Genomic DNA, 26,238 nt, shown 5'->3' with positions numbered 1-26,238 from the left:
GCCGCAACCGCTCGTCCTGGCCGTTTTACCGATCCGGTCTATGCCCGCACGACCAGCACGCTGACAGGCGACTGGTGGACGATGGCCGACGCGTTCGATCCCAGCAGCTTTGAGGATAGCGATGGTTGATGCGATCCGATGACGATCAGGTCGGCGCCTTGCCGTTCGGCCTCTGCCAGCACTTCGTCGCGAACACGGCCCCGCCGCGTCGCTATTTCCACCTGATCATCGCCGATGCCAAGATCGCCGCACCATTGTCGCATGGCCGCCAAAGCGTCCTCCTGTTCCCGCGCGTCAAAATCGCCGGCCAAAAGGTCTGAATAGCGGGAGGGCAGGTGATAGCGGACATAGAGCAGCCGCAGCCGTCCCTGCGGTCCTGCAATCGCGCTGGCCCGCGCCAACGCCGCCCGGCCATTGTCGGGATCGCTGACGTCTATCGCAACGATGATCGTGGAAAACTGCATCCTTCGCTCCTGTTTTTGCGGTCTGCTAGCCAAGGCAACGCTGGCAGGTGGGTGGGGATGCGGCCGACATGAAAGAACGCGCACCGGCAACGGCAAGGCGATAGTCGCAACAATCCCGCAAGCTGGCGCTCCGCGCGTGACAAAGCCGTCGATCAGGCGCAACAACGCCGCCGGGCTCTGAAGGGGCCTTTCAGCCCTAAAAAAATATGCCTCCTTGTCTTGACGGTTATTTTCACCGCTCCATATTCCGCAGCGCTGGCACTCTCTAACCAGGAGTGCTAACAGCAACTGGTTCATACGGGAGAAGGAACGGCATCAGGCAGATTCGCTGGGGGGATTTTCCCGCGATCGCCCGCCCGACCAATCCCAAAAAGAGGGAAAGGTACTCAACATGGCATTTCGTCCGTTGCATGACCGCGTTCTCGTCCGTCGCGTAGAGGCGGAAGAGAAGACGGCCGGTGGCATCATCATCCCCGACACCGCCAAGGAAAAGCCGCAGGAAGGCGAAATCGTCGCTGTCGGCACCGGCTCGAAGGCTGAAGATGGCAAGGTGACGCCGCTGGACGTCAAGGCTGGTGACCGCATCCTGTTCGGCAAGTGGTCGGGCACGGAAGTGAAGGTCGACGGCGAAGACCTGCTGATCATGAAGGAATCGGACATCCTGGGCGTTGTCGCCTAAAGGCGACGGGCTCGGGTTCGTTGCGTAAAGCTGCGAACCGGACCGCTATTCCAATTTCCCGCGGATTTCAGCCACTCAGAACGGTGTGAACTTCGCAAGATTTGCAATTCTCAAAGAGAGGTAAAAGATCATGGCAGCGAAGGACGTAAAGTTTTCGCGTGACGCTCGTGAGCGCATCCTGCGCGGCGTCGACATCCTGGCCGACGCGGTCAAGGTGACCCTGGGTCCCAAGGGCCGCAACGTCGTCATCGACAAGAGCTTCGGCGCGCCCCGCATCACCAAGGACGGCGTCAGCGTCGCCAAGGAAATCGAACTGAAGGACAAGTTCGAGAATATGGGCGCCCAGATGGTCCGCGAAGTCGCTTCGAAGACCAACGACATCGCCGGTGACGGCACCACCACCGCGACCGTTCTGGCTCAGGCCATCGTTCGCGAAGGCATGAAGTCGGTTGCTGCCGGCATCAACCCGATGGACCTGAAGCGCGGCATCGACCTCGCCGTCTCCAAGGTGATCGAGGACGTCAAGGCCCGTTCGAAGCCGGTCGCCGGTTCGAACGAAGTCGCTCAGGTCGGCATCATCTCGGCCAATGGCGACGTCGAAGTCGGCCAGAAGATTGCCGAAGCCATGGACCGCGTCGGCAAGGAAGGCGTGATCACCGTGGAAGAAGCCAAGGGTCTCGACTTCGAACTGGACGTTGTGGAAGGCATGCAGTTCGACCGTGGTTACCTGTCGCCCTACTTCGTCACCAACCCGGAAAAGATGCAGGTCGAACTCGCTGACCCCTACATCCTGATCCACGAAAAGAAGCTGTCGAACCTGCAGTCGATCCTGCCGATCCTCGAAGCAGTTGTGCAGTCGGGCCGTCCGCTCCTCATCATCGCGGAAGACATCGAAGGCGAAGCGCTGGCGACCCTGGTCGTCAACAAGCTGCGCGGTGGCCTGAAGGTCGCTGCGGTCAAGGCGCCTGGCTTCGGCGACCGCCGCAAGGCCATGCTGGAAGACATCGCCGTCCTCACCAAGGGCGAAGTCATCTCCGAAGACCTCGGCATCAAGCTTGAGAACGTCACGCTCGGCATGCTCGGCACCGCCAAGCGCGTCACCATCGACAAGGACAACACCACCATCGTCGATGGCGCCGGTGATGCCGAATCGATCAAGGGCCGCACCGAGCAGATCCGCGCTCAGATCGAGACGACCACGTCCGACTACGACCGCGAAAAGCTGCAGGAGCGTCTGGCCAAGCTGGCTGGCGGCGTTGCCGTCATCAAGGTTGGTGGTGCTTCGGAAGTCGAAGTCAAGGAGCGCAAGGACCGCGTCGATGACGCGCTGCACGCAACCCGCGCAGCCGTTGAAGAAGGCATCGTCCCCGGTGGTGGTACGGCTCTCCTCTACGCGACCAAGGCTCTGGAAGGCCTGAAGGGCGCCAACGACGACCAGACCCGTGGTATCGACATCATCCGCAAGGCAATCGAAGCGCCGCTGCGCCAGATCGCCCAGAATGCGGGCGTTGATGGCGCCGTTGTCGCTGGCAACCTGCTGCGCGAAAATGACGAGACCAAGGGCTTCAACGCCGCGACCGACACCTATGAGAACCTTGTCGCCGCTGGCGTCATCGATCCCACCAAGGTCGTTCGCGCTGCTCTGCAGGACGCGGCTTCGGTCGCTGGCCTGCTGATCACCACCGAAGCGACGATCGCTGAACTGCCCGCCGACGACAAGGCGCCGATGGGCATGCCCGGCGGTGGCATGGGTGGCATGGGCGGCATGGACTTCTAAAGCGATCGTAGCAGTCGGGCTTCGGCCCGGCTGTGGTTCGATCGCGATGGCGAAGTCCACGCTCAAGCGGACAGGGAAGGGCCGGGGAGCAATCCACCGGCCCTTTCATTGTCGGCTGGAGAAATTTTCAGCCTCTGATCGCTCGCCGCCTCTGTCATGCCAGCGGAAGTCGGCATCTCAAGCGCAAAGCTCAGCCCAAACCTGAACTATCGCCCCCATCGGGCGGCCACCCGATAGCTCCATTTTGGGCATCTTCCCCTTCCAAATTTACCAAATGGAAATCATGTTTAGCCAAAGGTGGCGGAGACGTGTCGTGCCTCTTCCATCATTGGAGCGCAAAACTGCGCGCGCATCTTGCGCCCGATACTCAGCAAAGCGCTGAGGTGCAGGACAGCCTTGTCAAATCGCTCTACGCGTCACCTGCATCGCTGATGATCGGCGCCTTGGCTGGCGGAGCGCTCAGCTTCGTCGTCGCCTACCATGCTGGCCGCGCCGAAATCACAACGATCGCGACCTTGATTTTCCTGGTCGCGGTCAGCCGATCCATCTCTGCCGTCTACTTTCTGCGGCAACTGGCTCATCATGAGGGGCCAACGCAGCAAGCCTGGGGACTGGCCTATGAACTGGGTGCGTGGGGCTATGCCGCATTGCTCGGTCTGCTCGCTTTCTCGACGCTCATCTTAACCGGAGACGCGTCGCTGCATATTTTAAGCGTCTGCCTTGTCGCGGCCTATTCAGGCGGCATCGCCGGACGCAATGCGGGGCGCGTGCATATCGCGGTTGGCCAGACCTGCTTTGCGCTGCTTCCGACCTCGCTCGGCCTCTGCATCGCGGGTGGGTTGGGCTATTGGGTGCTGGCGACGATGTTGTTCCTGATGATTTTCGCCATGGCGGAAATCACCCGCACGACCCACCGGATCGTCGTCGAAGCGTTGCAGGGCAATTACGAAAAATCGCAGCTGGCCACCAAGTTCGAGAGGCTGGCGCGGTTCGACAGTTTGACCGGCGTGGAAAATCGCATGGCGATGCAGATGCGGTTGCGCGAACTGTTCGACAAACGCCGGTCCGATCAGGATTCGATGGCCGTCTTCTGGATGGATCTTGATCGCTTCAAGGAAATAAATGATTCGCTGGGGCACATCATCGGCGATCAACTGCTCTGCACCGTTGCAGCGCGTCTTTCGCACGCGCTGGACGGTCGCGGCCATGTCGCTCGCTTCGGCGGAGATGAGTTCATCCTGATATGCCCCGGCGCCGATCGCGCCGTGGCCGGGGAGATTGCGCACGATGTGATGGCTGAGTTCGGCCATGACTTCGATGTCAGCGGCTATCATCTGACGGTCACGGCATCGATGGGCATCGCTGTCGCGCCCGAGGATGGGTGCGACAGCGAAGAGTTGCTGCAACATGCCGATATGGCGCTGTATCAGGCAAAGCGTGCGGGACGGAACCGCCATGCCCATTTCGACTGGGCCATGAAAGAGCGGCAAAATCGTACCTATGAGTTGGAGATGGGCCTTCGCAGCGCCATGGCAAATGGCGAGCTTTTGCTGCACTACCAGCCGATATTCGACACGGTCACTGGCAAGATCGCCATCTGCGAAGCGCTGATGCGGTGGGATCATCCCACCATGGGCCGCATTTCGCCGGCGGAGTTCATTCCGGTGGCGGAAAGCTGCTCTCTCATCGAACCGATAACCGCCTGGGCGCTGGAACAAGCGTGCCGGGACGCAATGCAGTGGGAGGAACATGTCCGCGTCGCCGTCAATATCTCGCCCGCGCTCATCAAGAGCGACGGGCTTCCGCGCGCGGTCATCGCTGCGCTCATGGGATCGGGCTTGAAAGCCAAGCGGCTTGAACTTGAAGTGACCGAATCAATCTTCCTGGAAGATAGCGGCCGCACCAGCCTGATCCTGTCAGAGCTGCAGCGCATTGGACTACGCCTTGCCCTCGACGATTTCGGAACAGGCTATTCCTCGCTCGGCTATCTGCGTGATTATGCGTTCGATACGCTCAAGGTCGATCAAAGCTTCATGCGAAGCGTCGGCGAAGAAGGGCGCGACCGCGCCATCGCCCAATCCGTCGCATATCTGGCGCACTCACTTGACGTGGAAACGGTGGCGGAGGGCATCGAGACGGAAGAACAGCTACGCTATGCGCGCGAGCTGGGCTTCAGCAATGTGCAAGGCTTTGTTCTGAGCCGCCCCATGCCTGCCGAAGATCTGCTCACGATGATGGCCGACATGAAACGTGAGAAAAGCAACGTCGTCACGTTGATGCAGAACCGCCGCCGCGCCTGACCGCTTACTTGGTCAGCCGTGTCTGCGCCGAGGCAAGGCGCCGCATCATCCGCAAATCCTTCGGATCGAGCTTGAGCGCCGTCGCTGCCCAATTTTCAACGATGTCCTTCAGCTCGGCATAATCGAGCGGATCGACGCGGCGTCCGGCTTCGAAGACGCCGACATGGCCGGCATGGTGGGGACGGTTGCCGGTGATATAGTCACGCACGGCCTGCTCGCCTTCGCCATCCTCGGCAAGGATGGTGACGACGCCCATGTCGTACATTTCTTCGGCCGTATAGACCTTGCCGGACAGGATCATGCGCTCTGCCATCCGGCGTCCAAGCTTCCGCGCCAGGATGGAATAGGCCCCCATTCCCGGGAAGAGGCCGAAGAGCATTTCGGGAAGGCCGAAACGAGCGCTTCGCTCCGCTACGACGACATCGAAACAAAGAAGAGCCTCAAACCCGCCCCCCAGCGCATCGCCCTGCGCCAAGGCGATGGAAATGAGCGGCATGTCGGCATTGCGCCATGCGCGATGAACCACATCGATGCACGCATGACCATATTTAACCAGGCCGGGCAGGTCGCCGCGCTCGATGCACGCCGCGAATAGCTCGAGGTCTCCACCCAGGTTGAAGACGCCGGGAAAGCGGGAACCAAGCACCATATATTTGAGCGGCAATATACCCTCGTCGAACAGCCGCTTGGCCTCTGTCTGCCAAAGCCGGATGTCGCGCAGCATCGGCAGATTATAGTTCGGCCGATTCGCCGGGGTCATGAAAGCCCAAAGGGTGTCGATCGGTTCATCGAAAGCGACATCGACCTGTCCCAGGTCGAACAGCATCGAATGTCCGCTTTCGCGTGCCTGGAGCGCTGCTTCCGTAGCGGCAACGGCATGAATGTTTTCGACAGGCAGGTGCATTGGCGAAGCGTCCTCCACCTCATCGCGTGCCGGATTAAACCGTCCGGAATCAATCATCTGTGCCCCCGCATTTCGATCCATGCTGAGGAAAACAACATTGTTCCTTCGATGCAACCGTCAGTGGATCAATCGGCGCCTCGTTAACCCTTTTTATTGCGTACTGTTGCTGCTAAGTCGCCAAAAAGACGCGCCTATCATGGTTAACGTTGCATTAATGCAACAAAGGCCTTAAGTAAGTTTCAGGTGATTTTGTTGTCAGGTCTTTGTTAACCTTTATTAATTATGACATGGTGCATGGACAGACATCGCACCGATCCCCAGATTGTGACGCTCCTGCTTCATGATGAAGAGGGGAAAAGCTGGCGCCTCAACATCGCTGCCGATTGCCTTTGCTTCATCGGCAATTACCGCCGGGTGAAGGGCTTTGACATCGACGCGGTGGTTGCCTTCGACGGTTTGCGCAAGGCGGGCTGATCCGGGCGCCGGATCGATAAAAAGCGGTTCCCTCTTGTCCGCGCGATGTTCTAGAGCGCGCAACGTGACTCAATCCCGCTTTTCCTTCACGATCGCCGCAACCGACGGCAAGGCCCGCACGGGCGCGATTCAGATGCGCCGCGGCGAAATCCGGACGCCCGCGTTCATGCCGGTTGGCACCGCCGCCACGGTCAAGGCCATGCGCCCGGCCGAGGTCCGCGCCACTGGCGCTGATATCATCCTCGGCAACACCTATCATCTGATGCTTCGTCCGGGCGCGGAGCGGGTCGCTCGGCTGGGAGGCTTGCACGGATTCATGGGTTGGGACCGGCCGATCCTGACCGACAGCGGCGGCTATCAGGTCATGAGCCTGTCCGCGCTCACCAGAATGAGCGAGGATGGCGTCGCCTTCGCCAGCCATATCGACGGTTCCCGTCACATGCTGACGCCCGAACGTTCGATGGAGATCCAGCGTCTGCTCGACAGCGACATTGTCATGGCCTTCGACGAGTGCACGAAAAACGGCTGCACCCATGATGAGGCGGCGCACAGCATGGAGCGATCCATGCGCTGGGCAAAGCGATCCCGTGACGGATTCGATGCCGGTAGTGAACATGCCGAACGAGCGGCGCTTTTCGGCATTCAGCAGGGATCGCTCGACGAAAATCTGAGGCGCATCTCTGCGCAGAAGCTGACCGAGATCGGTTTTGACGGATATGCCGTAGGCGGGTTGGCGGTAGGGGAGGGGCAGGAGGCCATGTTCGCATGCCTCGATTACGCACCCGGCATGCTGCCGAGCGAAAAGCCGCGTTATCTGATGGGCGTGGGCAAGCCCGACGATATCGTCGGGGCTGTCGAACGCGGCATCGACATGTTCGATTGTGTCCTGCCGACCCGCAGCGGCCGCAATGGTCAGGCCTTCACCTGGGCAGGCCCGCTCAACATCCGCAACGCGCGTTTTGCCGAGGACCTTTCGCCGCTCGATCCCCGCTGCACCTGTCCGGTCTGCGGGACGTGGAGCCGCGCCTATCTGCATCATCTGGTGAAATCCGGCGAAATGCTCGGCGCCATGTTGATGACGCAGCACAATATCCACTTCTATCAGGCGCTGATGCAGACGATACGGGACAGCATCGCGCAAGCCCGGTTCGCAGCCTTCGCATCGGACTTCCGCCGCGATTATCAGCGGGTCTGAGGATCAGGGAATGACATTGATCGCGATCGCATAATCGCCAGCGACCGGATCATGGTTGAGCGGCGCGCGCAGCTGACGGGAAAGGCCCGTCAGTACGCGCCCATATCGTTCTTCGATCCGCGCGCTCATCAGCTCCGATCCGCGCAACGCGGGGGAACTCAGATGCAGCACGGCCCGGTCGTCACGTCCCGGTTCCAGCTGCACGGATATGCGCATGCCCGTCCGGGGATCGGACAGCATCGCCAACTCCACCAATTCCGTCAGCAGGAATGCGATCGGCACGGCCACATCCTGGCTGATATGAAGATTGTCACTGTCGATCTGAATCCCGAAGCGCCGTGCTTCCGCGGGAGCCGTGCCCCGCAGACTGGCGGAAAGTTCACTGACGAGGGAACGCACGCCGACACCGCGATGCTCCTCCAGCTCCGCATAATGATTGCGGTGCACGACTGAGAGGGCATCGACGCGGCGCTGGATTGATGCATAGGCCTCGACCGCTTCGGGTTCATGTGCCGCACGGGCATGCAGGCTGATCAGGCTGGCGATGATCTGGAGGTTGTTCTTGACGCGGTGATGAACTTCGCGCGTCAGTTTGCGCTGAGTATCCAGCCCCTCCGCCATCTCGGCCTCATGGGTCGCCACATCCTCGCTGATTTCGCGGAAGGTTTCGCCGAGTGCCACGATCTCCTGCGCCGGGGTGCGAATGCGGCGCATGGGTTCCAGCACTTCGCCCGGATGATAGGCGGCCACGGTACGCCTCAGCACGACGAGCGGGCGGATCAGCAGCCGGTTGACCACAAACCATCCGATCGCCGCCGCTGCGAACCACATGACGAGAGGCAGGAATAGCGAAAGCATGCGCGCGAGCGTCACCGGCGGGTCACGTAGCGTCATGGTGAGCAGGATATCCGGCGGATCGAGCCGGGCCGATAGACTGGTGCTTTTGCCGTGCAAGTCGTTGGACGGCTGGCTGACCACCAAGATGTGATCGCCCTGCTGAAGGCTCAGCTGCCGGTTTTGCAGGGCTGTCGTCGGGCTGGCTATCGTTTCCAGATACGTACGCGAATAATAGGCAAGCGCAACGACTTGCCTGTTGTCACTGATCACGCGGCTGACAAGATAGCCGGATGCCGGAAGCAGCATCGCTGGCGCGCCATGGAATCGAGCGGTTTTCGTGAGTCCTCGCGGTTCAGGCTGAGAAGACCCGCAAATACGCTCGCCTTCGCGATTGTAGATGTAGTAGCGGCCGCCTTCCCGATCGTGGGAGGTCAGGAAAATGGAAAGCCGCTGACACATTTCCGGCCCTTCGCTGCCGGTCGACAGCGCGTTGGCGGTCAGCATCAAAGCGGTTCGATCGGAAGCCAGATCTTCGGTTAGCTTGCGTGCGCTCTGTGTCACAGACACACGAAGCAGCGCTTCCTTCTCCAGATCGGAAGTGCGGATCGCCTGAAGCGAAGCTACAAGCGCAATAAGGCCCAGAGGTAAAAGGGCCAGCGTCAGGATGAGGAACATCTTGACGCCCGTGGACTGGATCAGGCTGTTTAAGTTGCGCATGAGCAATCAACTGGTTGGGACGCAGCCGCCCCGTTCATGCGATGATCAGATGTGCGTTGATCCGTTCGGGATCAGGAATTTCAGCGATCTCAGTCAAAGCCAAATCGCCTTGCTCCGCACCTGTGCCAGTATCGAAAAGCACCAATCTGCCCTCCGCCCGGGACACGCCAATTCGGCGACCCTCAAGGCCGATGCTTAATCCAGCTTTCTAAGAAGGTCGAGCATCTCGGCAGGAATGTCTTCGTCCACGGCGCGCTGGTATACAGAGCGCAGCACATTGGCGACGTTCCCATCCCCCTTGGCAGGGGCAGAGCGCCGCTTGCGGGAGGCGTTGCCAGTCACGCCCGAATCCGGGGTGTTGGCGCCGACATCTTTCCTGTCCCCTCCCTTCACATCCCGTTCCGTCGTTGAAGCAACCAAAATACGCCCCTCTGCAACGCTACCATGTCAACCGGCTTTTCTTTTGCGGCTTTCCCGCGTGACGTCAATCGACCGCCAGCGGAGCTTTACATCAAAATCCAGATTTCAGTTAAAAAACCGAACGGCAGTGAAACAAATCTTTTTCTCGTTGGTTCCACTCCCCGAAGCATTTTTTGCCACCGTCCGCAGGGCGGCTGAAAAGGGGGCGGGGGCTTGCCACATCGGCATTGGCAATCCATCCTTCCGCGCAGCGAATGTTTAGTAGCAATGCGCCCTATGGGCTGGGAGAAGATTTACAGATGTCGCTTGGACAGCAACTGCACCCCCATCTTCCTTTCTTGCGCCGCTATGCCCGCGCCCTGACGGGCAGCCAGGGGCATGGCGACGCCTATGTGCGGGCGACGCTGGAAGCGATCGTGGCCGCGCCTGAAGAATTCCCGTCTGACGTCGATCCTCGCCTTGGTCTTTACAAGACGTTCCATGCGATATGGTCGTCTTCCCATCTGGAAGATGGTCCGGTTCTGACGGGCAGCGATGGGCAGGAAGCGGTAGCGCAGGCGCGGCTTGCGCGATTGACGCCGCTGCCTCGCCAAGCCTTGTTGCTCACGGCATTGGAAGGTTTCACGGTCGACGACGTCGCCTACCTGATCGGTCTTGACGCCGCCGATGTCGAGGCGCTTGTGGAAGAGGCGCTCAGCGAGATCGAGGCTCAGACGCGGGCGAAGGTCTTGATCATCGAGGATGAACCCATCATCGCGATGGACATCGAAACCATCGTCCGTGACCTTGGTCATGAAGTGACTGCAATCGCCGTGACGCGCGAGGATGCGGTTCGTGAAGCGATGGCGGAGCGTCCCGGCCTGGTACTCGCCGACATTCAACTCGCGGACGATTCCAGCGGCATCGATGCGGTGAAGGATATTCTCGCGGAATTTTCCGTGCCCGTGATCTTCATCACCGCATTCCCAGAACGTCTGCTGACCGGTGAGCGTCCTGAACCGACCTTCCTCATCACGAAGCCCTTCCAACGTTCGACCGTCAAGGCGGCTATTTCGCAGGCCTTGTTCTTTGACGAAGCTACGGCTCCGGCCTGACGATCTGCACGGGTCCGCCGCAAAAGACTGAAGGAGCGGCGGAACCCGAGTCATGCCTCCGCGTTATTGATGCGTAACGATCGGGAGGTATTAAATGGCGGAACAGGAAAAGCACGTTGCTACCGAAGACGCCCGGTCAGGATCGACACCACATATAGTCCGGTATGTTCTAGGCATATCGCTGCCTCTGGTCATCATTGGCATGCTGATCGTGCTGTGGAGCTATTACGGGTAAACATCATTGGTTCCGTTGAACAATGAGTATAGGATGCGGACGCAAATATGGCTTTGACGGCTTCGGTTCATGAGGCGAGGGCGACAGCCAGTAAGAGGGTTGTTCCCATGAGCGAAGGGCTTGGCCAAGAGGCGGAGCACCAGGAAGTAGAGCGGCAGTCGCTCTCCGATTCGGATTTCAAGCGTGAGCTGGCTGCGGTGATCCCGCATCTGCGCGCTTTCGGCCGATCGCTTTCCGGTAATCGCGATGTGGCGGACGATCTCGTCCAGGAAACGCTGTTGAAGGCATGGGCGGCGCGCGGCCGTTTCCAGGCCGGGACCAACATGCGTGCGTGGACTTTCATCATTCTGCGCAACCATTATCTTTCGCAGATGCGGCGCTCCCGCTTCCGTGGCGATTGGGATGATCTGACCGCGGATCGCCTGCTCGCGGCTCCGGCAGGGCAGGACAAGCATGTCGAACTTTCCGACATGCAGCGCGCCCTGCTGCAATTGCCTCAGCCTCAGCGTGAAGCGCTGATCCTCGTCGGTGCTGGCGGTTTCGCTTATGAAGAGGCGGCGGAGATTTGCGGCGTAGCGGTCGGCACCATCAAGAGCCGCGTCGCGCGCGGCCGCGCGGCGCTGGAGCAGATACTTGACAGCGGCGACCTTCCGTCACGGCGGACGCAGGAAACGACTGACACGGCTGTGCTGGACGAGATCATGGATGATGTCGACCGCCTCAGCCGGGGCCGCGAGACCAGGCAGGAATCCGATATGGATGCCAATGATGTTTAAGACCGGTTCCTGCGAACCTTCCCAGATGGGGAGGGCGATGGGAGAGGGAGGATGGTTGAGGTTGGAGGGAGAGGCGACCCTCCTCAGGACGAGGAGCGGCCGGACGATATGATCCAGGCGGAAAAATCACGCGGCAGCGGCGTGATTTTCGCGCTGGTAGCTATCGCCCTGATCTTGGCCATCGGTTTCTTCTACCTCACCAAGGAGCGCGAGGACAAGGAAAGCCGCGTCATAACGGAAGCCGCTGAATCGGCGGACAGCGCCGCGCGGGTCATCGAAAACGCCGCGCAGGATGCGGCGAGCAGCTTGCGGCGGCAAAATTGAAACTCGTAGTCCCGCTCTCCTGACGGCGCTTTTGCTTTTGCGCCGAGCCATCTTCAGAGAATCTTTGGGAATTTCCTTCACAGTCCGTGCACGATCGGGTTCTTCGCAGCCGCGGTGAGCTGATCCGACGCCACCAAAGGTTACCAATTCAAGGGTAGCAGCGAGAATACGCGCGACTGATGATCAGGCTCTTCAAACATTATGTGCCGCACGCCGTGCTGCTGCTGGGCCTGCTTGATCTCGTCCTGCTTTTAGGTGCGGCCGAAGCAGGATGGATATTGAGAGCGCGCCAGATCGGCATGGATGTCGATGAGATCACGACCCGCGCTGCCCCGCTGCTAAGCTTCGCGCTGGCGATTCAAACGGCGATGATCGCGGTGGGCGTCTATGGCACTGAGGCGCTTCAGTCGATCCGCTTTGCCTTGGCACGCCTGCTCGTCGCCATTTCGCTGGGCGTCATATTCCTTTCCGTCATGCATTTTGTGCTGCCGGACCTCACGCTTTGGCGGTCCAATTCCCTTTATGCGATGGGCCTGGCGGTGACGTTGCTGCTTGCGGTCAGGCTGCTGCTGGGTTCGATGCTGGGTGGGGAAGCGTTCAAGCGGCGCCTCGTCGTCCTGGGCGCAGGCAATCGCGCTAACCGCATCAGAGAAATCGAGCAGCGCAAGGGGTCCGGCTTTCTCGTGGTCGGCTACATCGCGATGAATGATGGCGCGCAGGTGATCCCTGAGGCGATCAACCGCAGCGCCATCTATAATCTCGCCGATTTCGTGGTCCGGTTGGGTGCGAGCGAGGTCGTTCTGGCGCTTGAGGAAAGGCGCAACGCATTGCCCTTGTCCGACCTGCTGCGCATCAAGACGACCGGCGTGCATGTGAACGAAATTTCGACGTTCCTCGAACGCGAAACGGGACGCGTTGACCTTGATAGCGTGAACCCAAGCTGGCTGATCTTCTCCGATGGTTTTTCCGCTGGCCGCCGTCTGTCCAGCATTGCCAAGCGCTTGTTCGACATCATCGCCAGTTCGATCCTGCTGCTGCTGACCGGCCCCATCATCCTGATCGCTGCGATCCTGGTGAAGCTCGACAGCAAAGGTCCGGCCTTCTACCGCCAACAACGCGTGGGCCTTTTCGGCGAGGAATTCTGGATCGTGAAGCTGCGCACGATGCGGCAGGATGCTGAAATCAGCGGGCAGGCGGTTTGGGCGGAAAAGGACGACCCGCGCATCACGCGCCTGGGCTACTGGCTCCGCAAGCTGCGCATCGACGAACTGCCGCAGACATGGACTGTGCTGAAGGGCGAGATGAGCTTCGTCGGCCCTCGCCCCGAACGGCGCCAGTTCGTCGAGGATCTTGAGCAGCACCTGCGCTACTATGCCGAACGCCATATGGTGAAGCCCGGCATCACGGGTTGGGCTCAGATCAACTATCCCTATGGCGCGTCTATCGAGGACAGCCGCAACAAATTGGAATATGATCTTTATTATGCGAAGAACTATACGCCCTTCCTGGACCTGCTGATCCTGATCCAGACCTTGCGCGTCATTCTTTGGCCGGAAGGCGCGCGCTAGGATGATGCGACCGGCCAGTCGTGCGCCGGAGTTAGGCTAGCCGAAGGCCCAGTTCATCGGCCGAAATTCCAAGCCGCCTGATCTGGTCGGCGACAAGAGGCCAGCATTCTTCCAGGAAGCGACGCCGTTCCGCTTCACGCAGGCGGCGGGTGGCTCCTTCGGCCACAAACATCCCGACGCCCCGCTTGACCAGCACCAGCCCATCGTCCTGGAAACATTGGTAAGCTTTTGCGACGGTCAGCGGATTTGCGCCTTCCTGGGCAGCAAGAGCACGGACGGAAGGGAGCATGTCGCCGTCGCGATAATCGCCATCGAGTATGGAGGCCGCGATGGTATCGCGAAGCCGGAGATAAACGGGCTTTGACTCATCGGCCATGAGTGCATCAGTGCCATAACACAGCGATGCGGACAAGGTGACCGACCGATGGACGCAGTCGTTCCGACCTATCTACTTGTCCCAAATGGAAACTATCTGCTCATAGGCGGGGCGCGGCCGTTCTTCCTGTGGACGCCCAGGCGTACCGATGAAAATGAAGCCAGCCAGCCGTTCTGCGCCCACGGCGAAAGCCTGCCGGACATCTTCGTTATATGCCGGCCATCCGGTCAGCCACCCTGCCGCAAAGCCTAGGGCATGGCTGGCATGCAGTAGATTCATGATCGCCGCGCCAGCCGACAATTGCTGCTCCCACGCCGGGATCTTGCTCCCCTCTACCGGCGCGGAGAGAGCAACGACCAAGGCGGGGGCCTGAAGCGCGAATTGCCGAATGGATTCCAGTTCAAGCCGTCCCGCGTCCGGCTTCTCACGCCGGTAGGCGCTTTCGAGCAGGGCGGCGAAGGCTTCGCGCTTCTCATCCGGAACGACCACGAACCGCCAGGGAGCCAGCTTCCCATGGTCAGGCGTACGAAGGGCGATCTCCAGGATCTCGCGCAACTGTCCAGCATCGGGGCCAGGAGCGATCAGGTCGCGGGGCTTGCCGGAACGGCGCGTGCGCAGGAGCGAGAGAGGCGTGGTGGCGTCATTGAACATGGCGCATCAAATGGCGCGGCTGGGCGCGGGGCGCAAGTGCGGCCTGCTTTGACACAGGCGGGATTTCCGATCTAGGCTCGGCAGCATCCAAGCCCGATGGGAAACAGATGGCGACCGCATCTCCTACGACACTCCCATCGGGAAAGACATGGCTGGGCCACCCGCGCGGTCTTTTCCTTTTGTTCTTCGTGGAGATGTGGGAGCGCTTCTCCTTCTACGGAATGCGCGCGCTGCTGATCTTTTATCTCACGCAACATTTCTTGTTTTCGGATCGCGACGCCGCCCATTCCTATGGCGCCTACATGTCGCTGATCTACATCTCTCCGTTGATGGGAGGCTATCTGGCCGACCGCTATCTGGGGCAGCGCAAGGCGGTATTGTTCGGCGGGATAGTGATCGCCGCCGGGCACATCATTCTTGGGCTGGAAGCGGACGGTTCAGCTGATGCGATGGGCCTTGGCCTGTTCTGGTCGGGACTGGCGACGGTCATCGTCGGCACGGGATTTTTGAAAGCCAGCGTGTCGGCCATGGTGGGACAGCTTTATCCCCGCGACGATATGCGCCGCGACCCGGCTTATACGATCTTCTACATGGGCATCAACGTCGGCGCGACGATCGGGCCGCTGATCTGCGGCTATCTGGGCCAGCGCTGGGGTTGGCATTGGGGCTTCGGTGCTGCGTCCGTCGGGATGATCGCAGGCGTTATCGGCTTCCTGCTGTGCAAGCCGTTGTTGCAGGGCAAGGGAGAACCGCCCGATCCAGCGCGGCTTGCGGAGCGGGTCGGCGGTGTGATCAGCCGCGAATGGCTCGTCTACCTGTCGAGCCTCCTGGCCATCCTGCTTTGCTGGCTGTTGATCCAGCAGCATGCGGTAGTGGGATGGATGCTCGCGGGCGCGAGCGTCCTAATGGTGCTTTATATATTGTGGGAAGCGTTCGGGCGCATGGAGCGGATCGGGCGGGACCGTATGCTGGCTGCCCTGTTCCTGCTCTTCATAAACCCGCTTTTCTGGGGCCTGTATGAACAGACCGGATCGTCGCTCAGCCTCTTTACGGCGCGCTATACCGACAGGAACATCCTTGGCTTCGATGTGCCTGCATCGATGTTCCAGTCGGTGAATGCGGCTTACATCCTGATCTTCGGTCCTATCTTCGCGGCGCTGTGGATCGCTTTGGCGAAGCGGGGGCGGGAGCCGTCTACCCCGGCCAAGTTCGGGCTGGCGCTCATATTGGTCGGCGCGGGCTTCCTGATACTCGTCGCAGGCACAGGCGCACCGGGGACACTGACGCCCATCCTGTTCATCTTCCTTCTTTATCTCTGTCACACTTTGGGGGAGTTGTGCCTGTCCCCTGTAGGGCTGTCGGCCATGTCGAAACTGGCGCCCTCCCGGATGATCGGCCTGATCATGGGAATCTGGTTCCTCGCCATGGCGCTCGGCGAATATGTGGCCGGGATGATCGCTGGGGCAACCGGTGGCGCAGACGGCGCGGCGTCGCGCGACGCAGTGCTGAGTGTCTATGGCGATATCGGCTGGTGGTCGATCGGCATCGGGATTTTCGTCATTGCCGTTGCGCCATTCGTGAAGAGGCTGATGCACGCCGGGGAACTGAGCGGAGAAGAAGGCGCGGAAGCAGAAGCGCAGCGTGACAGCTTCGCCATTGCCGATCGGGTGGAAGACAAGCCCGCCTGAGCGCTCAGTTGGTCGCCCCCCAGATGTCAGCGGCGCGGACGAAACCGCGCTGGCCGCCCACATCGAAACCGCACCAGCCATCGCTGCACGATGACAGGCGGCCAACCACGCCCTTTTCCGCGCGGAAGACCGTGCGTGCGCCTTCGCTTGCAGCCTGCCGCATCGGGGCCACGGATGCCGTCACGATCGCGGTCGGGGTATCGCTGAGCAGCCGAACGTGCATCCATCCTTGCGTGCCGCTCGGATCCTCGACCTTGCGCCAGAGGCCCAGCACCTGCACCACCTTCACGGGCAGGTCGCGGCGCCGATAGACCCAGTTCGACGGATAATCTAGGCTGGGGCCGACCCGCATGCGTGCTTCGTCCTGGTTGATCGAAGCCCAATAAGGAACAGGCTTTGACGGAGCCGCCGATGTGCCGCCTGCGAAACATAGCGCGGCTGCGACAATCGCGCCATGAGGCAGATACCCCTTCATCCCTGTTCTTTTCCCCTTTGCGTGACGCACCGTTATAGCGTCCCGCCAACTCTGCCGACAACCATTGTCTTGGCCTGAAAGCATAAGCGCTTGACCACCGTCACGGCCCGGCATAGCGGCTGTGCATGGCCAAGAAACCGCGTCCTGCCAAGCCGCGCGTCGTCGTCACGCGCCGCCTGCCTCCCAATGTGGAAGCCCGCATGGCCGAATTGTTCGACGCGGTATTCAATGTCGGCGATGTGCCCATGGACCGCACGGCGCTGACCCGCGCGATGGCGCAATGCGATGTGCTGGTTCCTTCGGTGACGGATCAGATCGACGCGGCGCTGATCGACCTTGCCCCTGAACGCCTGCAACTCATCGCGAGCTTTGGCAGCGGGGTCGATCATATCGATCTTGGCGCAGCGCGGCGAAAGGGCATCATCGTCACCAATACGCCCGGCGTCCTGACTGAGGATACGGCCGACATGACGATGGCGCTCATCCTGTCGGTCCCCCGCAGGCTGGCGGAGGGTGAAAAGCTGGTCCGGTCCGGCACTTGGTCTGGCTGGAGCCCATCGGGCATGCTCGGCCACCGCATCGGCGGCAAGAAGCTTGGCATTATCGGCATGGGCCGCATCGGGCGGGCGGTGGCCAAGCGAGCCGCCGCGTTCGGCCTGTCGATCGCCTATCACAACCGTCATCGCCTGCCTTTCGAGGTCGAGCATGAACTGGAAGCAGCGTGGCACCCCGATGTCGACACGCTCCTGAGCGAATGCGACATCGTGTCCATAAACTGCCCGCTCAATGCCGACAGCCGGGGCATGATCGATGCGCGTCGTATCGCGATGATGCGGCCGGACGCCTATCTCATCAACACGTCGCGCGCTGAAATCACCGATGAACCGGCGCTGATCGCGGCATTGGCGGAAGGGCGGATCGCAGGCGCAGGGCTGGACGTCTATGCGCATGAGCCCGCCGTGGATTCGCGTCTGCTCGCGCTGTCGAACGTGGTTCTGCTGCCGCACATGGGTTCGGCGACGTTCGAGGGACGCGACGCGACCGGCGCGCGAGTCATCGCCAACATCCGCAGTTGGGTTGATGGCCACCGTCCACCCAACCAGGTGCTCGAAGGTTGGATCTAGTCTGAAGTGAGCGTGTCATGAGTGGTCTTCACCGGCGCGAGCTGCTGCATGGCCTCGGCATGGCGGGCGGCGCGTTCGCGCTGAGCCGCTTCGTTCCTGCCTGGGCGCAAAGCGGCACGTCCGGGCTGGTTTCATCACCAGAAGCACTGACTGGCGAAAATATCGCGCTCACCGTCAGTGAGGGGCATTTCTCAACAGGCGGGCGATCCGCCCATGCCGTGATGATCAATGGCACTCTGCCAGCCCCGCTGATCCGGCTGAAGGAAGGGCAGAATGTCTGCCTGCACGTCACGAACCGGCTGAAGGAAGATACCTCCATACACTGGCACGGGCTGATCGTGCCTTTCCAGATGGATGGTGTCCCCGGCATCAGCTTTCCCGGCATCCGGCCAGGCGAGACCTTCATCTACGATTTTCCGGTGCGGCAGTCGGGCACCTACTGGTATCATAGCCATTCGGGCATGCAGGAGGCGGTTGGCCACTATGGTCCTATCGTCATAGATCCTGCCGGTCTGGACCCGGTTCAGGCTGACCGCGAACATGTGATCGTCCTGTCCGACTGGAGCCCGCTCCATCCCCACGTCCTGCTCAAGCGGCTGAAGCAGATGAGCGGCTATTTCAATATGCAGAAGCAGACGCTGGCCGGTTTGCTGGCGGGCAAGGACCAGAGTGCAAGGGAGCGCCTGCAATGGGGCGCAATGCGCATGGATCCCACCGACATATCGGACGTGACGGGATCGACATACAGCTTCCTCGTCAACGGGCATGGGACGGCGGAAAACTGGACGGGCCTTTTCACGCCGGGTGAGAGGGTTCGCCTGCGGATCATCAATGCATCGGCGATGACGAACTTCAATGTCCGGCTGCCCGGCCTGCCGATGACCGTAGTGCAATGCGATGGGCAGCATGTGCAGCCAGTCGAAACGGACGAGTTCCAGATCGGCGTTGCAGAAACCTATGATGTCGTCATTCGCCCCAATGAGGCGCGGGCCTACGGCCTGATCGCGGAAGCGGTCGACCGGTCAGGCCTCGTGCGCGCGACATTGGCGCCGCGGACCGGCATGGTTGCGGAAGTGCCTGAACTGAGACAGCGCCCACTGCTGGGCATGAAGGATATGGGCATGGACATGTCCGGTATGGATATGGGCCATGGCGGCGCGAGCGGCCACAGCGACCCTGCCACTGAAGGCAGGGCTGGGCATTCCATGAAGATGCGGGACAAGTCCGTCGCGCCGCAGGTCCGCATGGGTCCTGGCGTCGCAACGCTTTCGCCAATGCCCATGGACCGGACTGCCGACCGCCCTACGGGTCTGGAAGATGTGTCCCATCGGGTGCTGACCTATGCCGACCTCAAATCGCTGCTGCCGCACAAGGACCGGCGGCCACCGACACGCACGCTAGACATCCATCTCACCGCGAACATGGAACGCTATATGTGGTCCTTCGATGGGGTGAAGCTGTCCGACGGTGCGGAACCCATCGCGTTCCGTCACATGGAGCGGGTGAGGGTGAACCTCATCAACGACACGATGATGCCGCATCCCATCCATCTTCACGGCCATTTTTTCGAGCTGGTCACGGGCGCGGATGAGCATAATCCGCTCAAGCATACGGTGAATGTACTGCCCGGTGGCAAGGTCAGCTTCGATCTGACGGCCGACGCCTTGGGCGATTGGGCATTTCACTGCCATATGCTGATGCACATGCATTCGGGCATGATGCGGGTGGTGACGGTGCGTCATGACGCGGGGACGCCATGAAATACGCCCTCGCGGCCCTGCTGCTGCCTGCTGCACCTCCAGCGCATGCGCAGCAGATGGATCACAGCCATATGCATCATGGCGGCATGGAGCAGCCTCCGGAGGCGAAGGACAATCCGTCTCCAGACATTGCCGATCCTCATGCGGGCCATCTCGCCGTACCAGCCACCCCGAAAGGGACAGCTCCGCCGCCGCCAAGCGATCATGCCGCTGACGCATATTACAACCCTGCCGAAATGGCTCGCGCCCGGGCCGCCATGCGCAGGGAAAATGGCGGCATGACCTTCTCGCAATTGATGCTCGACCGCCTTGAATATCGCCTGGGCCAGGGCGCCGACGCCTACCACTGGCAGGGTGAAGGCTGGATCGGCGGGGACATCAACCGCCTCGCGTTCAAGACGGAGGGCGAGGGGGAGGTCGGGGGCAGGCTGGAAGAGGCGGAGGTCCAGGCGCTTTACAGCCGCGCGATCGATCCATGGATCAATCTCGAAGCTGGATTGCGGCATGACTTCCGTCGCGGGCAGGACCGAAGCTATGCTGTGATTGGCATAGATGGCCTGGCTCCATATTGGTTTGAGGTCGGCGCGCAGGCATTCCTGTCCGCCAAAGGGGATGCGCATCTCCGGCTGGAGGCAAATTATGATCAGCGCATCACCCAGCGTTTGATCCTGCAACCGGCCGCCGAATTGAACTTCGCCGCCCAGGATGTGCCTGAACTGGGGCTTGGATCAGGATTGTCGGACGTCGAACTGGGTCTGCGGCTGCGCTATGAATTTGCCCGCGAATTCGCGCCTTATATCGGGGTCGATTGGGAACGGAAGCTTGGCAAGACCGCCCGGATCGCGCGCGCCGGGAGCGATGATGCTTCCGCGGCGAGCTTGGTGATGGGCATCCGTTTCTGGTTCTAGCCTAAAGCTTCAACCCGCCGACGTGGAACGTCTTGGTCTCAAGATATTCCTCGATCCCCATATGCGCGCCCTCGCGGCCAAAGCCTGACATCTTGACCCCGCCAAAGGGCGCCATCTCCATCGATATGCCGCTCGTGTTCAGCGCGACCATGCCAGCCTCCAGGCGCTCGGCCACGCGAAAGGCGCGATGCAGGTTCTCGGTGTAGAAATAGCTGGCAAGGCCATAGCTGGTGCCATTGGCGATTTCGATGCCTTCCTCTTCATGGGTGAAGCGGAAGAGGGGTGCTACGGGTCCGAAAGTCTCTTCGTCCGCCAGCCGCATGTCGCGCGTCGCTCCGGTCAGCACCATCGGCGTCGCGAAGCGCTCGCCCTTCGCACCTTCCGGCGCCTGGGCATAGATTTTGGCGCCATGGTGCAGAGCATCGTCTACATGCTCCTTCACCTTGTCGACGGCAGCGCTGTTGATGAGGGGCCCGATCGTGGCGCCTTCCTGATCGCCGGGTGCGACCTTGAGGGCGGAGACCGCCTTGGCCAGCCGCTCGGCAAATGCGTCGTGAATGCCGTCCTGCACCAATATGCGGTTGGCACAGACGCAGGTTTGCCCTGCGTTGCGGAACTTGCTCGCCATGGCGCTCGCAACGGCGAGGTCGAGGTCCGCGTCGTCGAACACGATCAACGGCGCATTGCCGCCAAGCTCCAGGCTCAGCCGCTTCAAGGTGCCGGCGGATTGCTGCATCAGTTGCACGCCCACGCGCGTGGAGCCGGTAAAGGACAGCTTCCGCACGATCGGACTCGACGTCATGACCCCGCCGATAGCCTTCGCATCCCCAGTGACGATGCTGAAGACGCCTGCGGGAAAGCCCGCCATTTCCGCCAGCTTCGCCAGGGCCAGCGCGGAGTAGGGCGTCAGTTCGGACGGCTTGATGACAACCGGACAACCCGCTGCGAGGGCGGGGGCGCATTTCCGCGTGATCATCGCGGCGGGGAAGTTCCACGGCGTTATCGCGGCCGAAACACCCACCGGCTCTTTCATGACCAATATGCGGCGATTGGCTTCGGGTGCCGGTATGATGGCTCCATCGACCCGGCGTGCTTCCTCCGCGAACCATTTTATGAAGGTCGCGGCGTAGCGGATTTCCCCCTCTGCTTCCGCCAGCGGCTTCCCTTGTTCAGCCGTCATGATCCGCCCAAGGTCCGCGATCTTGTCCAACACAAGCGCATGCCAGCGTTCCAGCAGCGCGGCGCGGTCATTGGCCGTGCGCGCGCGCCAGGCAGGATAAGCCCGCTCAGCCGCCGAAATGGCCGCGCGCGTATCCTCTTCACCGCAATCTGGGACCGTGCCGATGACCGCCCCGGTCGCAGGATTGTCGACGGGCACGGTCGCGCCGGATTTCGCACTGACCCATTCGCCGCCTATGAAGGCGCGGTCGGTCAGCAATGCGGGATTGTCGAGCAAAAGGGTCATGGATGCCTGCACCGCTGAGAGGAGTTTCTGGCGTCAGTAACGGCTCAGGCCCGGAAAATCTCCGGCCATAACGCATGCGGAACCTGCAAGCTTCGTCATCCGTTCAGCCCGCATCTGTTTATAGTGAAGGATTTCATCATGATCCGCCTGGCAATCGTATCGCTGGTCATCGCCGCGGTGCTCGCGATCCTGGGTTTTGGCGGCGCTGCCGGCACCTTTGTCGGCATCGCCAAGATATTGTTCTTCCTTGCGATCGCGCTGTTCGTGATCTTCCTCGTTCTGGGCCTGCTGGCTGGAAAAGGGATCAAGAACGCAATAGATTGATCGCATGATAGAGATTGGCGCTGGAATCGATGAAACGGGCAGGCTGATAAGGGACGAAGCCGGTTTCCTGCTCCAGCGCGATCTCGGCGGCACCTTTCGCCTCGTCCTCCTGCGCGTACCCGTCGATCATGTCGAAAAGCGCGTACGCGTGCAGGGCTATTATGCAGGCGAGGGAATAGTCGAGGTCGAAGGCGTCGCCGCCGCCTGAATTGCTTCAGCGGCAGCGAAGATATGTCAGGCGGTAACGGGATCGCCGGGCGCGATCGGATTGTTGGTGTGCACGAAGCGTGCGCACGCACCTACGCCACGGTTATTTTCCAGCGGCAGGGCAGTTTCGCAATAGGCGCATTCGGCCATAAGGCGGCCGACGATCCACTGGCTCCGGCCGCAACTGGGACAATGGTTGGCCTCCCCAACATGATAATGAATGATATATCCCCTTAGGGCCGGGTCAAATGACTTGCCGGTCGCGAGGCTCGAAACTGGGCGCATCGTCTCTTCCTCCTCAGACATATATTATCGAGCACCCAGTGAAAAATATCATCGATATTTCAAAACACTGCGATGCGACGACTTAAGTCAGAGCGCGCGACCCGCTTTATTTCATGGTAACCCGCTCCGACTGCCAGAACGCGGCTACAGCTCAATGTATCCCGTGCCGTCGGACCCCGTCTATAATAAAGATTGGTGACATGTCTCATTTCGCGCCTTCGCATTGACTTGACGGGTGCAGGCGCTATGGCGGCGGCCATCAAGGGACATACCCGCTTCGGCCATCGGTTGGGGCGCATCCCGCCACTGTGAGGCCGCCATGATGTGGGGGCATGCGCCGGCGGAATGTCGTTATCCTCCTAGCCCCTTGGCCGGGCATTGCGAGGAGACGCACGACTCATGACCGCCATCGGACAGGATACTCTCGGCACGCGCGACACGTTGAAGGTCGGCGGCAAGGACATTGCCTACTACTCGCTGAAGAAGGCCGCGGCCAAGCTGGGCGATGTTTCGCGTCTCCCCTTCTCGATGAAGGTGCTGCTGGAAAACCTGCTCCGCTTCGAAGATGGCGTGACCGTCACCACCGACGATATCAAGGCGATCGTCGAGTGGCAGAATGACAAGGGCAAGGCCGAGCGCGAGATTCAGTATCGCCCGGCCCGCGTCCTGTTGCAGGACTTCACTGGCGTTCCCTGCGTGGTCGATCTCGCCGCCATGCGCGACGCGATGAACGCGCTCGGCGCCGATGCCAGCAAGATCAATCCGCAGGTGCCCGTCCACCTCGTCATCGATCACTCGGTCATGGTCGACGAATTCGGCACGCCCAAGGCGTTCGAACAGAATATGGAAATCGAATATCAGCGCAACATGGAGCGCTACGACTTCCTGAAGTGGGGCAGCAAGAGCCTCGCCAATTTCTACGCCGTTCCCCCGGGCACCGGCATCTGCCATCAGGTGAACCTGGAAAATATCGCGCAGGCCGTCTGGTCGAGCGAAGGCCCCGACGGCGTCACTGTCGCTTATCCCGACACCTGCGTCGGCACCGACAGCCACACCACCATGGTGAACGGCCTGGGCGTGCTCGGCTGGGGCGTGGGCGGCATTGAGGCTGAGGCCGCCATGCTGGGTCAGCCCGTTTCCATGCTCATCCCCGAAGTCGTCGGCTTCAAGTTCACGGGCGAACTGAAGGAAGGCGTGACCGCCACCGACCTCGTCCTCACCTGCACCCAAATGCTGCGCGCGCGCGGCGTGGTTGGCCGTTTCGTCGAATATTTCGGCCCTGGCCTCGCTTCGCTGACCCTGGCCGACCGTGCGACGCTCGCGAACATGGCGCCGGAATATGGCGCGACCTGCGGCTTCTTCGGCATCGACGACAAGACGCTCGACTATATGCGCCTCACCGGTCGCACCGAGGAGAATATCGCGCTGGTGGAGGCTTATGCCAAGGAGCAGGGCTTCTGGATCGATCCTTCGGTGGAGCCGATCTTCACCGACACGCTCGAACTCGACCTGTCGACCGTCGTCCCGAGCCTCGCTGGTCCCAAGCGTCCGCAGGACCGCGTCTCGCTGCCGGAAGTCGATGACGTGTTCAATGCCGACATGGAGAAGGTCTACAAGAAGGCGCAGACCCGCGTTCCTGTCGAGGGCAAGGATTTCGACATTGGCGACGGTGACGTCACGATCGCCGCGATCACCAGCTGCACCAACACGTCGAACCCCGGCGTTCTGGTCGCTGCCGGCCTCGTCGCCAAGAAGGCGAACGAACTCGGCCTGAAGCCCAAGCCCTGGGTCAAGACTTCGCTCGCCCCCGGCAGCCAGGTCGTCACCGACTATCTGGAAAAGGCCGGGCTCCAGTCGCACCTTGACGCCATCGGCTTCAATCTGGTGGGCTATGGCTGCACCACCTGCATCGGCAATTCCGGCCCGCTGGCCGAGCCGATCAGCAAGGCGATCAACGACAACGGCCTGGTCGCTGCTGCCGTCATCTCGGGCAACCGCAACTTCGAAGGCCGCGTGTCGCCCGACGTGCGCGCCAACTTCCTCGCCTCGCCGCCGCTGGTCGTCGCCTATGCGCTCAAGGGCACTGTGGTCGAGGATTTCATCACGACCCCGATCGGCACGAGCAAGGATGGCCAGGCAGTCTATCTGAAGGACATCTGGCCCACGAACGACGAAGTCGCCTCGACCATGGCGGGCTGCATGGATCGCCAGATGTTCCAGGCGCGCTATGCCGACGTCTACAAGGGCGATGCACACTGGCAGGCGATCGACGTGACCGGTTCGGCCACCTATAGCTGGCGCGCCGGATCGACCTATGTCGCCAACCCGCCCTATTTCGAGGGGCTGACCATGACCCCGGCCGCGGTCACCGACATTGTCGAGGCCAAGCCGCTGGCCATCTTCGGCGACTCCATCACCACCGACCATATTTCGCCCGCCGGTTCGATCAAGGCGACCTCGCCCGCAGGCAAGTGGCTGTCGGAGCATCAGGTCGCCCAGGCCGACTTCAACAGCTATGGCGCGCGCCGTGGCCATCACGAAGTGATGATGCGCGGCACCTTCGCCAACATCCGCATCAAGAACCTTATGCTGGACGGCGTCGAAGGCGGCATGACCCGCTATGAAGGCGAAGTCATGCCGATCTATGACGCAGCGATGAAGCACAAGGCGGACGGCACCTCGCTGGTCGTCATCGGCGGCAAGGAATATGGCACCGGATCGTCGCGCGACTGGGCGGCGAAGGGCACCAACCTGCTGGGCGTCCGCGCCGTCATCGTCGAAAGCTTCGAGCGTATTCACCGTTCCAACCTGGTCGGCATGGGCGTGCTGCCGCTGCAGTTCAAGAATGGCGAGAGCAAGGACACGTTCGGCTTCACGGGTGATGAGACCTTCACCATCCAGAATGTCGCTGGCCTGAAGCCGCGCCAGGACGTGGAGGTGATCGTGAAGCGCGCCGATGGCTCGACCTTCACCTTCACGGCTCTCTGCCGCATCGACACCGTGAACGAGCTCGAATATTTCATGAATGGCGGCATCCTTCAGTACGTCCTGCGCAAGCTGGCCGCCTGATCCGCTGCAATGCCGAGCTAAGACGAAAGGCTCTCTCCGGCAGGAGGGAGCCTTTTGTATGTCGAGATGGGCTGCAATTTCCTGCGCCGAAAACTCTTAACTGCTCACCCGCACACCAGTAAGACGCACGCCGAAAGGACCG

General features: G+C 61.1%; 26 protein-coding genes. 17 read left to right on the top strand and 9 right to left on the bottom strand.

Features of this window, described 5'->3' with window-relative positions; genetic code table 11:
- Positions 1-38 precede the first annotated feature (38 nt).
- Positions 39-464, bottom strand: coding sequence for a universal stress protein (locus MU848_RS09845; protein WP_097091332.1), 426 nt, complete (start codon positions 462-464; stop codon positions 39-41).
- Between the two features lie 391 nt (positions 465-855).
- Here MU848_RS09845 and groES point away from each other — a divergent pair, with 391 nt between their 5' ends.
- From groES to MU848_RS09830, 3 genes are all read left to right on the top strand, one after another.
- Positions 856-1,143: a co-chaperone GroES gene (gene groES, locus MU848_RS09840; RefSeq protein ID WP_022681207.1), complete on the top strand. Its 288-nt coding sequence runs from the start codon at positions 856-858 to the stop codon at positions 1,141-1,143.
- 130 nt (positions 1,144-1,273) lie between these two features.
- Complete coding sequence (gene groL / locus MU848_RS09835; protein ID WP_097091333.1) at positions 1,274-2,920, top strand: chaperonin GroEL; 1,647 nt, start codon at positions 1,274-1,276, stop codon at positions 2,918-2,920.
- A 308-nt stretch (positions 2,921-3,228) separates the two neighbouring features.
- The gene (locus MU848_RS09830; RefSeq protein ID WP_247231483.1) at positions 3,229-5,220 is read left to right on the top strand and encodes a putative bifunctional diguanylate cyclase/phosphodiesterase; all 1,992 of its coding nucleotides are present in this window, start codon (positions 3,229-3,231) and stop codon (positions 5,218-5,220) included.
- A 4-nt stretch (positions 5,221-5,224) separates the two neighbouring features.
- Here the strand turns inward: MU848_RS09830 and MU848_RS09825 are convergent, their stop codons facing one another.
- The gene (locus MU848_RS09825; protein ID WP_247231482.1) at positions 5,225-6,181 is read right to left on the bottom strand and encodes a crotonase/enoyl-CoA hydratase family protein; all 957 of its coding nucleotides are present in this window, start codon (positions 6,179-6,181) and stop codon (positions 5,225-5,227) included.
- 237 nt (positions 6,182-6,418) lie between these two features.
- Between MU848_RS09825 and MU848_RS09820 the strand changes: the two genes are divergently transcribed.
- The gene (locus tag MU848_RS09820) at positions 6,419-6,598 is read left to right on the top strand and encodes a hypothetical protein (protein WP_097091336.1); all 180 of its coding nucleotides are present in this window, start codon (positions 6,419-6,421) and stop codon (positions 6,596-6,598) included.
- A gap of 64 nt (positions 6,599-6,662) precedes the next feature.
- The gene (gene tgt, locus MU848_RS09815) at positions 6,663-7,793 is read left to right on the top strand and encodes a tRNA guanosine(34) transglycosylase Tgt (protein ID WP_247231480.1); all 1,131 of its coding nucleotides are present in this window, start codon (positions 6,663-6,665) and stop codon (positions 7,791-7,793) included.
- A 3-nt stretch (positions 7,794-7,796) separates the two neighbouring features.
- On the opposite strand, the gene MU848_RS09810 is transcribed toward tgt, so the two are convergent.
- Both MU848_RS09810 and MU848_RS09805 read right to left on the bottom strand, forming a co-directional pair.
- Positions 7,797-9,347 carry a sensor histidine kinase gene (locus tag MU848_RS09810; RefSeq protein WP_247231478.1) on the bottom strand — a complete coding sequence of 517 codons (1,551 nt, stop codon included), beginning with the start codon at positions 9,345-9,347 and terminating at the stop codon, positions 7,797-7,799.
- Between the two features lie 195 nt (positions 9,348-9,542).
- The gene (locus MU848_RS09805) at positions 9,543-9,767 is read right to left on the bottom strand and encodes a NepR family anti-sigma factor (protein WP_141397809.1); all 225 of its coding nucleotides are present in this window, start codon (positions 9,765-9,767) and stop codon (positions 9,543-9,545) included.
- Positions 9,768-9,791: 24 nt separating this feature from the next.
- Here MU848_RS09805 and MU848_RS09800 point away from each other — a divergent pair, with 24 nt between their 5' ends.
- The 5 genes from MU848_RS09800 to MU848_RS09780 all read left to right on the top strand — a co-directional run bounded on the left by MU848_RS09800 (position 9,792) and on the right by MU848_RS09780 (position 13,764).
- Positions 9,792-9,965, top strand: coding sequence for a hypothetical protein (locus MU848_RS09800; RefSeq protein WP_236574914.1), 174 nt, complete (start codon positions 9,792-9,794; stop codon positions 9,963-9,965).
- A gap of 101 nt (positions 9,966-10,066) precedes the next feature.
- The gene (locus tag MU848_RS09795; protein ID WP_097091340.1) at positions 10,067-10,861 is read left to right on the top strand and encodes a response regulator; all 795 of its coding nucleotides are present in this window, start codon (positions 10,067-10,069) and stop codon (positions 10,859-10,861) included.
- Between the two features lie 342 nt (positions 10,862-11,203).
- Positions 11,204-11,872 (top strand): sigma-70 family RNA polymerase sigma factor, encoded by a 669-nt coding sequence (locus MU848_RS09790; protein ID WP_247231476.1) that lies wholly within the window; start codon positions 11,204-11,206, stop codon positions 11,870-11,872.
- 51 nt (positions 11,873-11,923) lie between these two features.
- The gene (locus MU848_RS09785; protein ID WP_315862453.1) at positions 11,924-12,196 is read left to right on the top strand and encodes a hypothetical protein; all 273 of its coding nucleotides are present in this window, start codon (positions 11,924-11,926) and stop codon (positions 12,194-12,196) included.
- Positions 12,197-12,375: 179 nt separating this feature from the next.
- On the top strand, positions 12,376-13,764 hold the full coding sequence (locus MU848_RS09780; protein WP_247231474.1) for a TIGR03013 family XrtA/PEP-CTERM system glycosyltransferase: 1,389 nt from the start codon (positions 12,376-12,378) through the stop codon (positions 13,762-13,764).
- 31 nt (positions 13,765-13,795) lie between these two features.
- On the opposite strand, the gene MU848_RS09775 is transcribed toward MU848_RS09780, so the two are convergent.
- Positions 13,796-14,140, bottom strand: coding sequence for a GntR family transcriptional regulator (locus MU848_RS09775; protein ID WP_097091344.1), 345 nt, complete (start codon positions 14,138-14,140; stop codon positions 13,796-13,798).
- Between the two features lie 72 nt (positions 14,141-14,212).
- A complete protein-coding gene (locus tag MU848_RS09770; RefSeq protein ID WP_247231472.1) occupies positions 14,213-14,791 on the bottom strand; it encodes a nitroreductase family protein in 579 nt (192 codons plus the stop codon).
- A gap of 107 nt (positions 14,792-14,898) precedes the next feature.
- Here MU848_RS09770 and MU848_RS09765 point away from each other — a divergent pair, with 107 nt between their 5' ends.
- A complete protein-coding gene (locus tag MU848_RS09765; protein WP_247231470.1) occupies positions 14,899-16,479 on the top strand; it encodes a peptide MFS transporter in 1,581 nt (526 codons plus the stop codon).
- Positions 16,480-16,483: 4 nt separating this feature from the next.
- Here the strand turns inward: MU848_RS09765 and MU848_RS09760 are convergent, their stop codons facing one another.
- Entirely contained in the window at positions 16,484-16,954 is a 471-nt protein-coding gene (locus MU848_RS09760) for an SH3 domain-containing protein (RefSeq protein WP_247231468.1), read from the bottom strand.
- Positions 16,955-17,079: 125 nt separating this feature from the next.
- Here MU848_RS09760 and MU848_RS09755 point away from each other — a divergent pair, with 125 nt between their 5' ends.
- From MU848_RS09755 to MU848_RS09745, 3 genes are read left to right on the top strand one after another with little or no spacing between them, the layout of a single operon-like run.
- Entirely contained in the window at positions 17,080-18,078 is a 999-nt protein-coding gene (locus MU848_RS09755) for a 2-hydroxyacid dehydrogenase (RefSeq protein ID WP_247231466.1), read from the top strand.
- A gap of 17 nt (positions 18,079-18,095) precedes the next feature.
- Entirely contained in the window at positions 18,096-19,838 is a 1,743-nt protein-coding gene (locus tag MU848_RS09750; RefSeq protein ID WP_247231464.1) for a copper resistance system multicopper oxidase, read from the top strand.
- The gene (locus tag MU848_RS09745; RefSeq protein ID WP_247231462.1) at positions 19,835-20,746 is read left to right on the top strand and encodes a copper resistance protein B; all 912 of its coding nucleotides are present in this window, start codon (positions 19,835-19,837) and stop codon (positions 20,744-20,746) included. Before MU848_RS09750 ends, MU848_RS09745 begins: the two co-directional genes overlap by 4 nt.
- Before the next feature lies 1 nt (position 20,747).
- On the opposite strand, the gene MU848_RS09740 is transcribed toward MU848_RS09745, so the two are convergent.
- A complete protein-coding gene (locus MU848_RS09740) occupies positions 20,748-22,211 on the bottom strand; it encodes an NAD-dependent succinate-semialdehyde dehydrogenase (protein WP_247231460.1) in 1,464 nt (487 codons plus the stop codon).
- Positions 22,212-22,349: 138 nt separating this feature from the next.
- On the opposite strand from MU848_RS09740, the gene MU848_RS09735 reads away from it, so the two are divergent.
- On the top strand, positions 22,350-22,535 hold the full coding sequence (locus tag MU848_RS09735) for a DUF1328 domain-containing protein (RefSeq protein ID WP_247231458.1): 186 nt from the start codon (positions 22,350-22,352) through the stop codon (positions 22,533-22,535).
- A 4-nt stretch (positions 22,536-22,539) separates the two neighbouring features.
- Positions 22,540-22,743: a DUF5818 domain-containing protein gene (locus MU848_RS09730; RefSeq protein ID WP_097091352.1), complete on the top strand. Its 204-nt coding sequence runs from the start codon at positions 22,540-22,542 to the stop codon at positions 22,741-22,743.
- 26 nt (positions 22,744-22,769) lie between these two features.
- On the opposite strand, the gene MU848_RS09725 is transcribed toward MU848_RS09730, so the two are convergent.
- Positions 22,770-23,027: a hypothetical protein gene (locus MU848_RS09725; protein ID WP_247231456.1), complete on the bottom strand. Its 258-nt coding sequence runs from the start codon at positions 23,025-23,027 to the stop codon at positions 22,770-22,772.
- A 399-nt stretch (positions 23,028-23,426) separates the two neighbouring features.
- On the opposite strand from MU848_RS09725, the gene acnA reads away from it, so the two are divergent.
- Positions 23,427-26,096 carry an aconitate hydratase AcnA gene (gene acnA / locus MU848_RS09720; protein WP_097091353.1) on the top strand — a complete coding sequence of 890 codons (2,670 nt, stop codon included), beginning with the start codon at positions 23,427-23,429 and terminating at the stop codon, positions 26,094-26,096.
- Positions 26,097-26,238: the final 142 nt, after the last annotated feature.

Origin of the sequence: Sphingobium agri (assembly GCF_023051225.1) — a bacterium.
In the GTDB taxonomy this organism is placed as follows: domain Bacteria; phylum Pseudomonadota; class Alphaproteobacteria; order Sphingomonadales; family Sphingomonadaceae; genus Sphingobium; species Sphingobium agri.
This window is presented reverse-complemented; position numbering and strand designations above follow the sequence as displayed.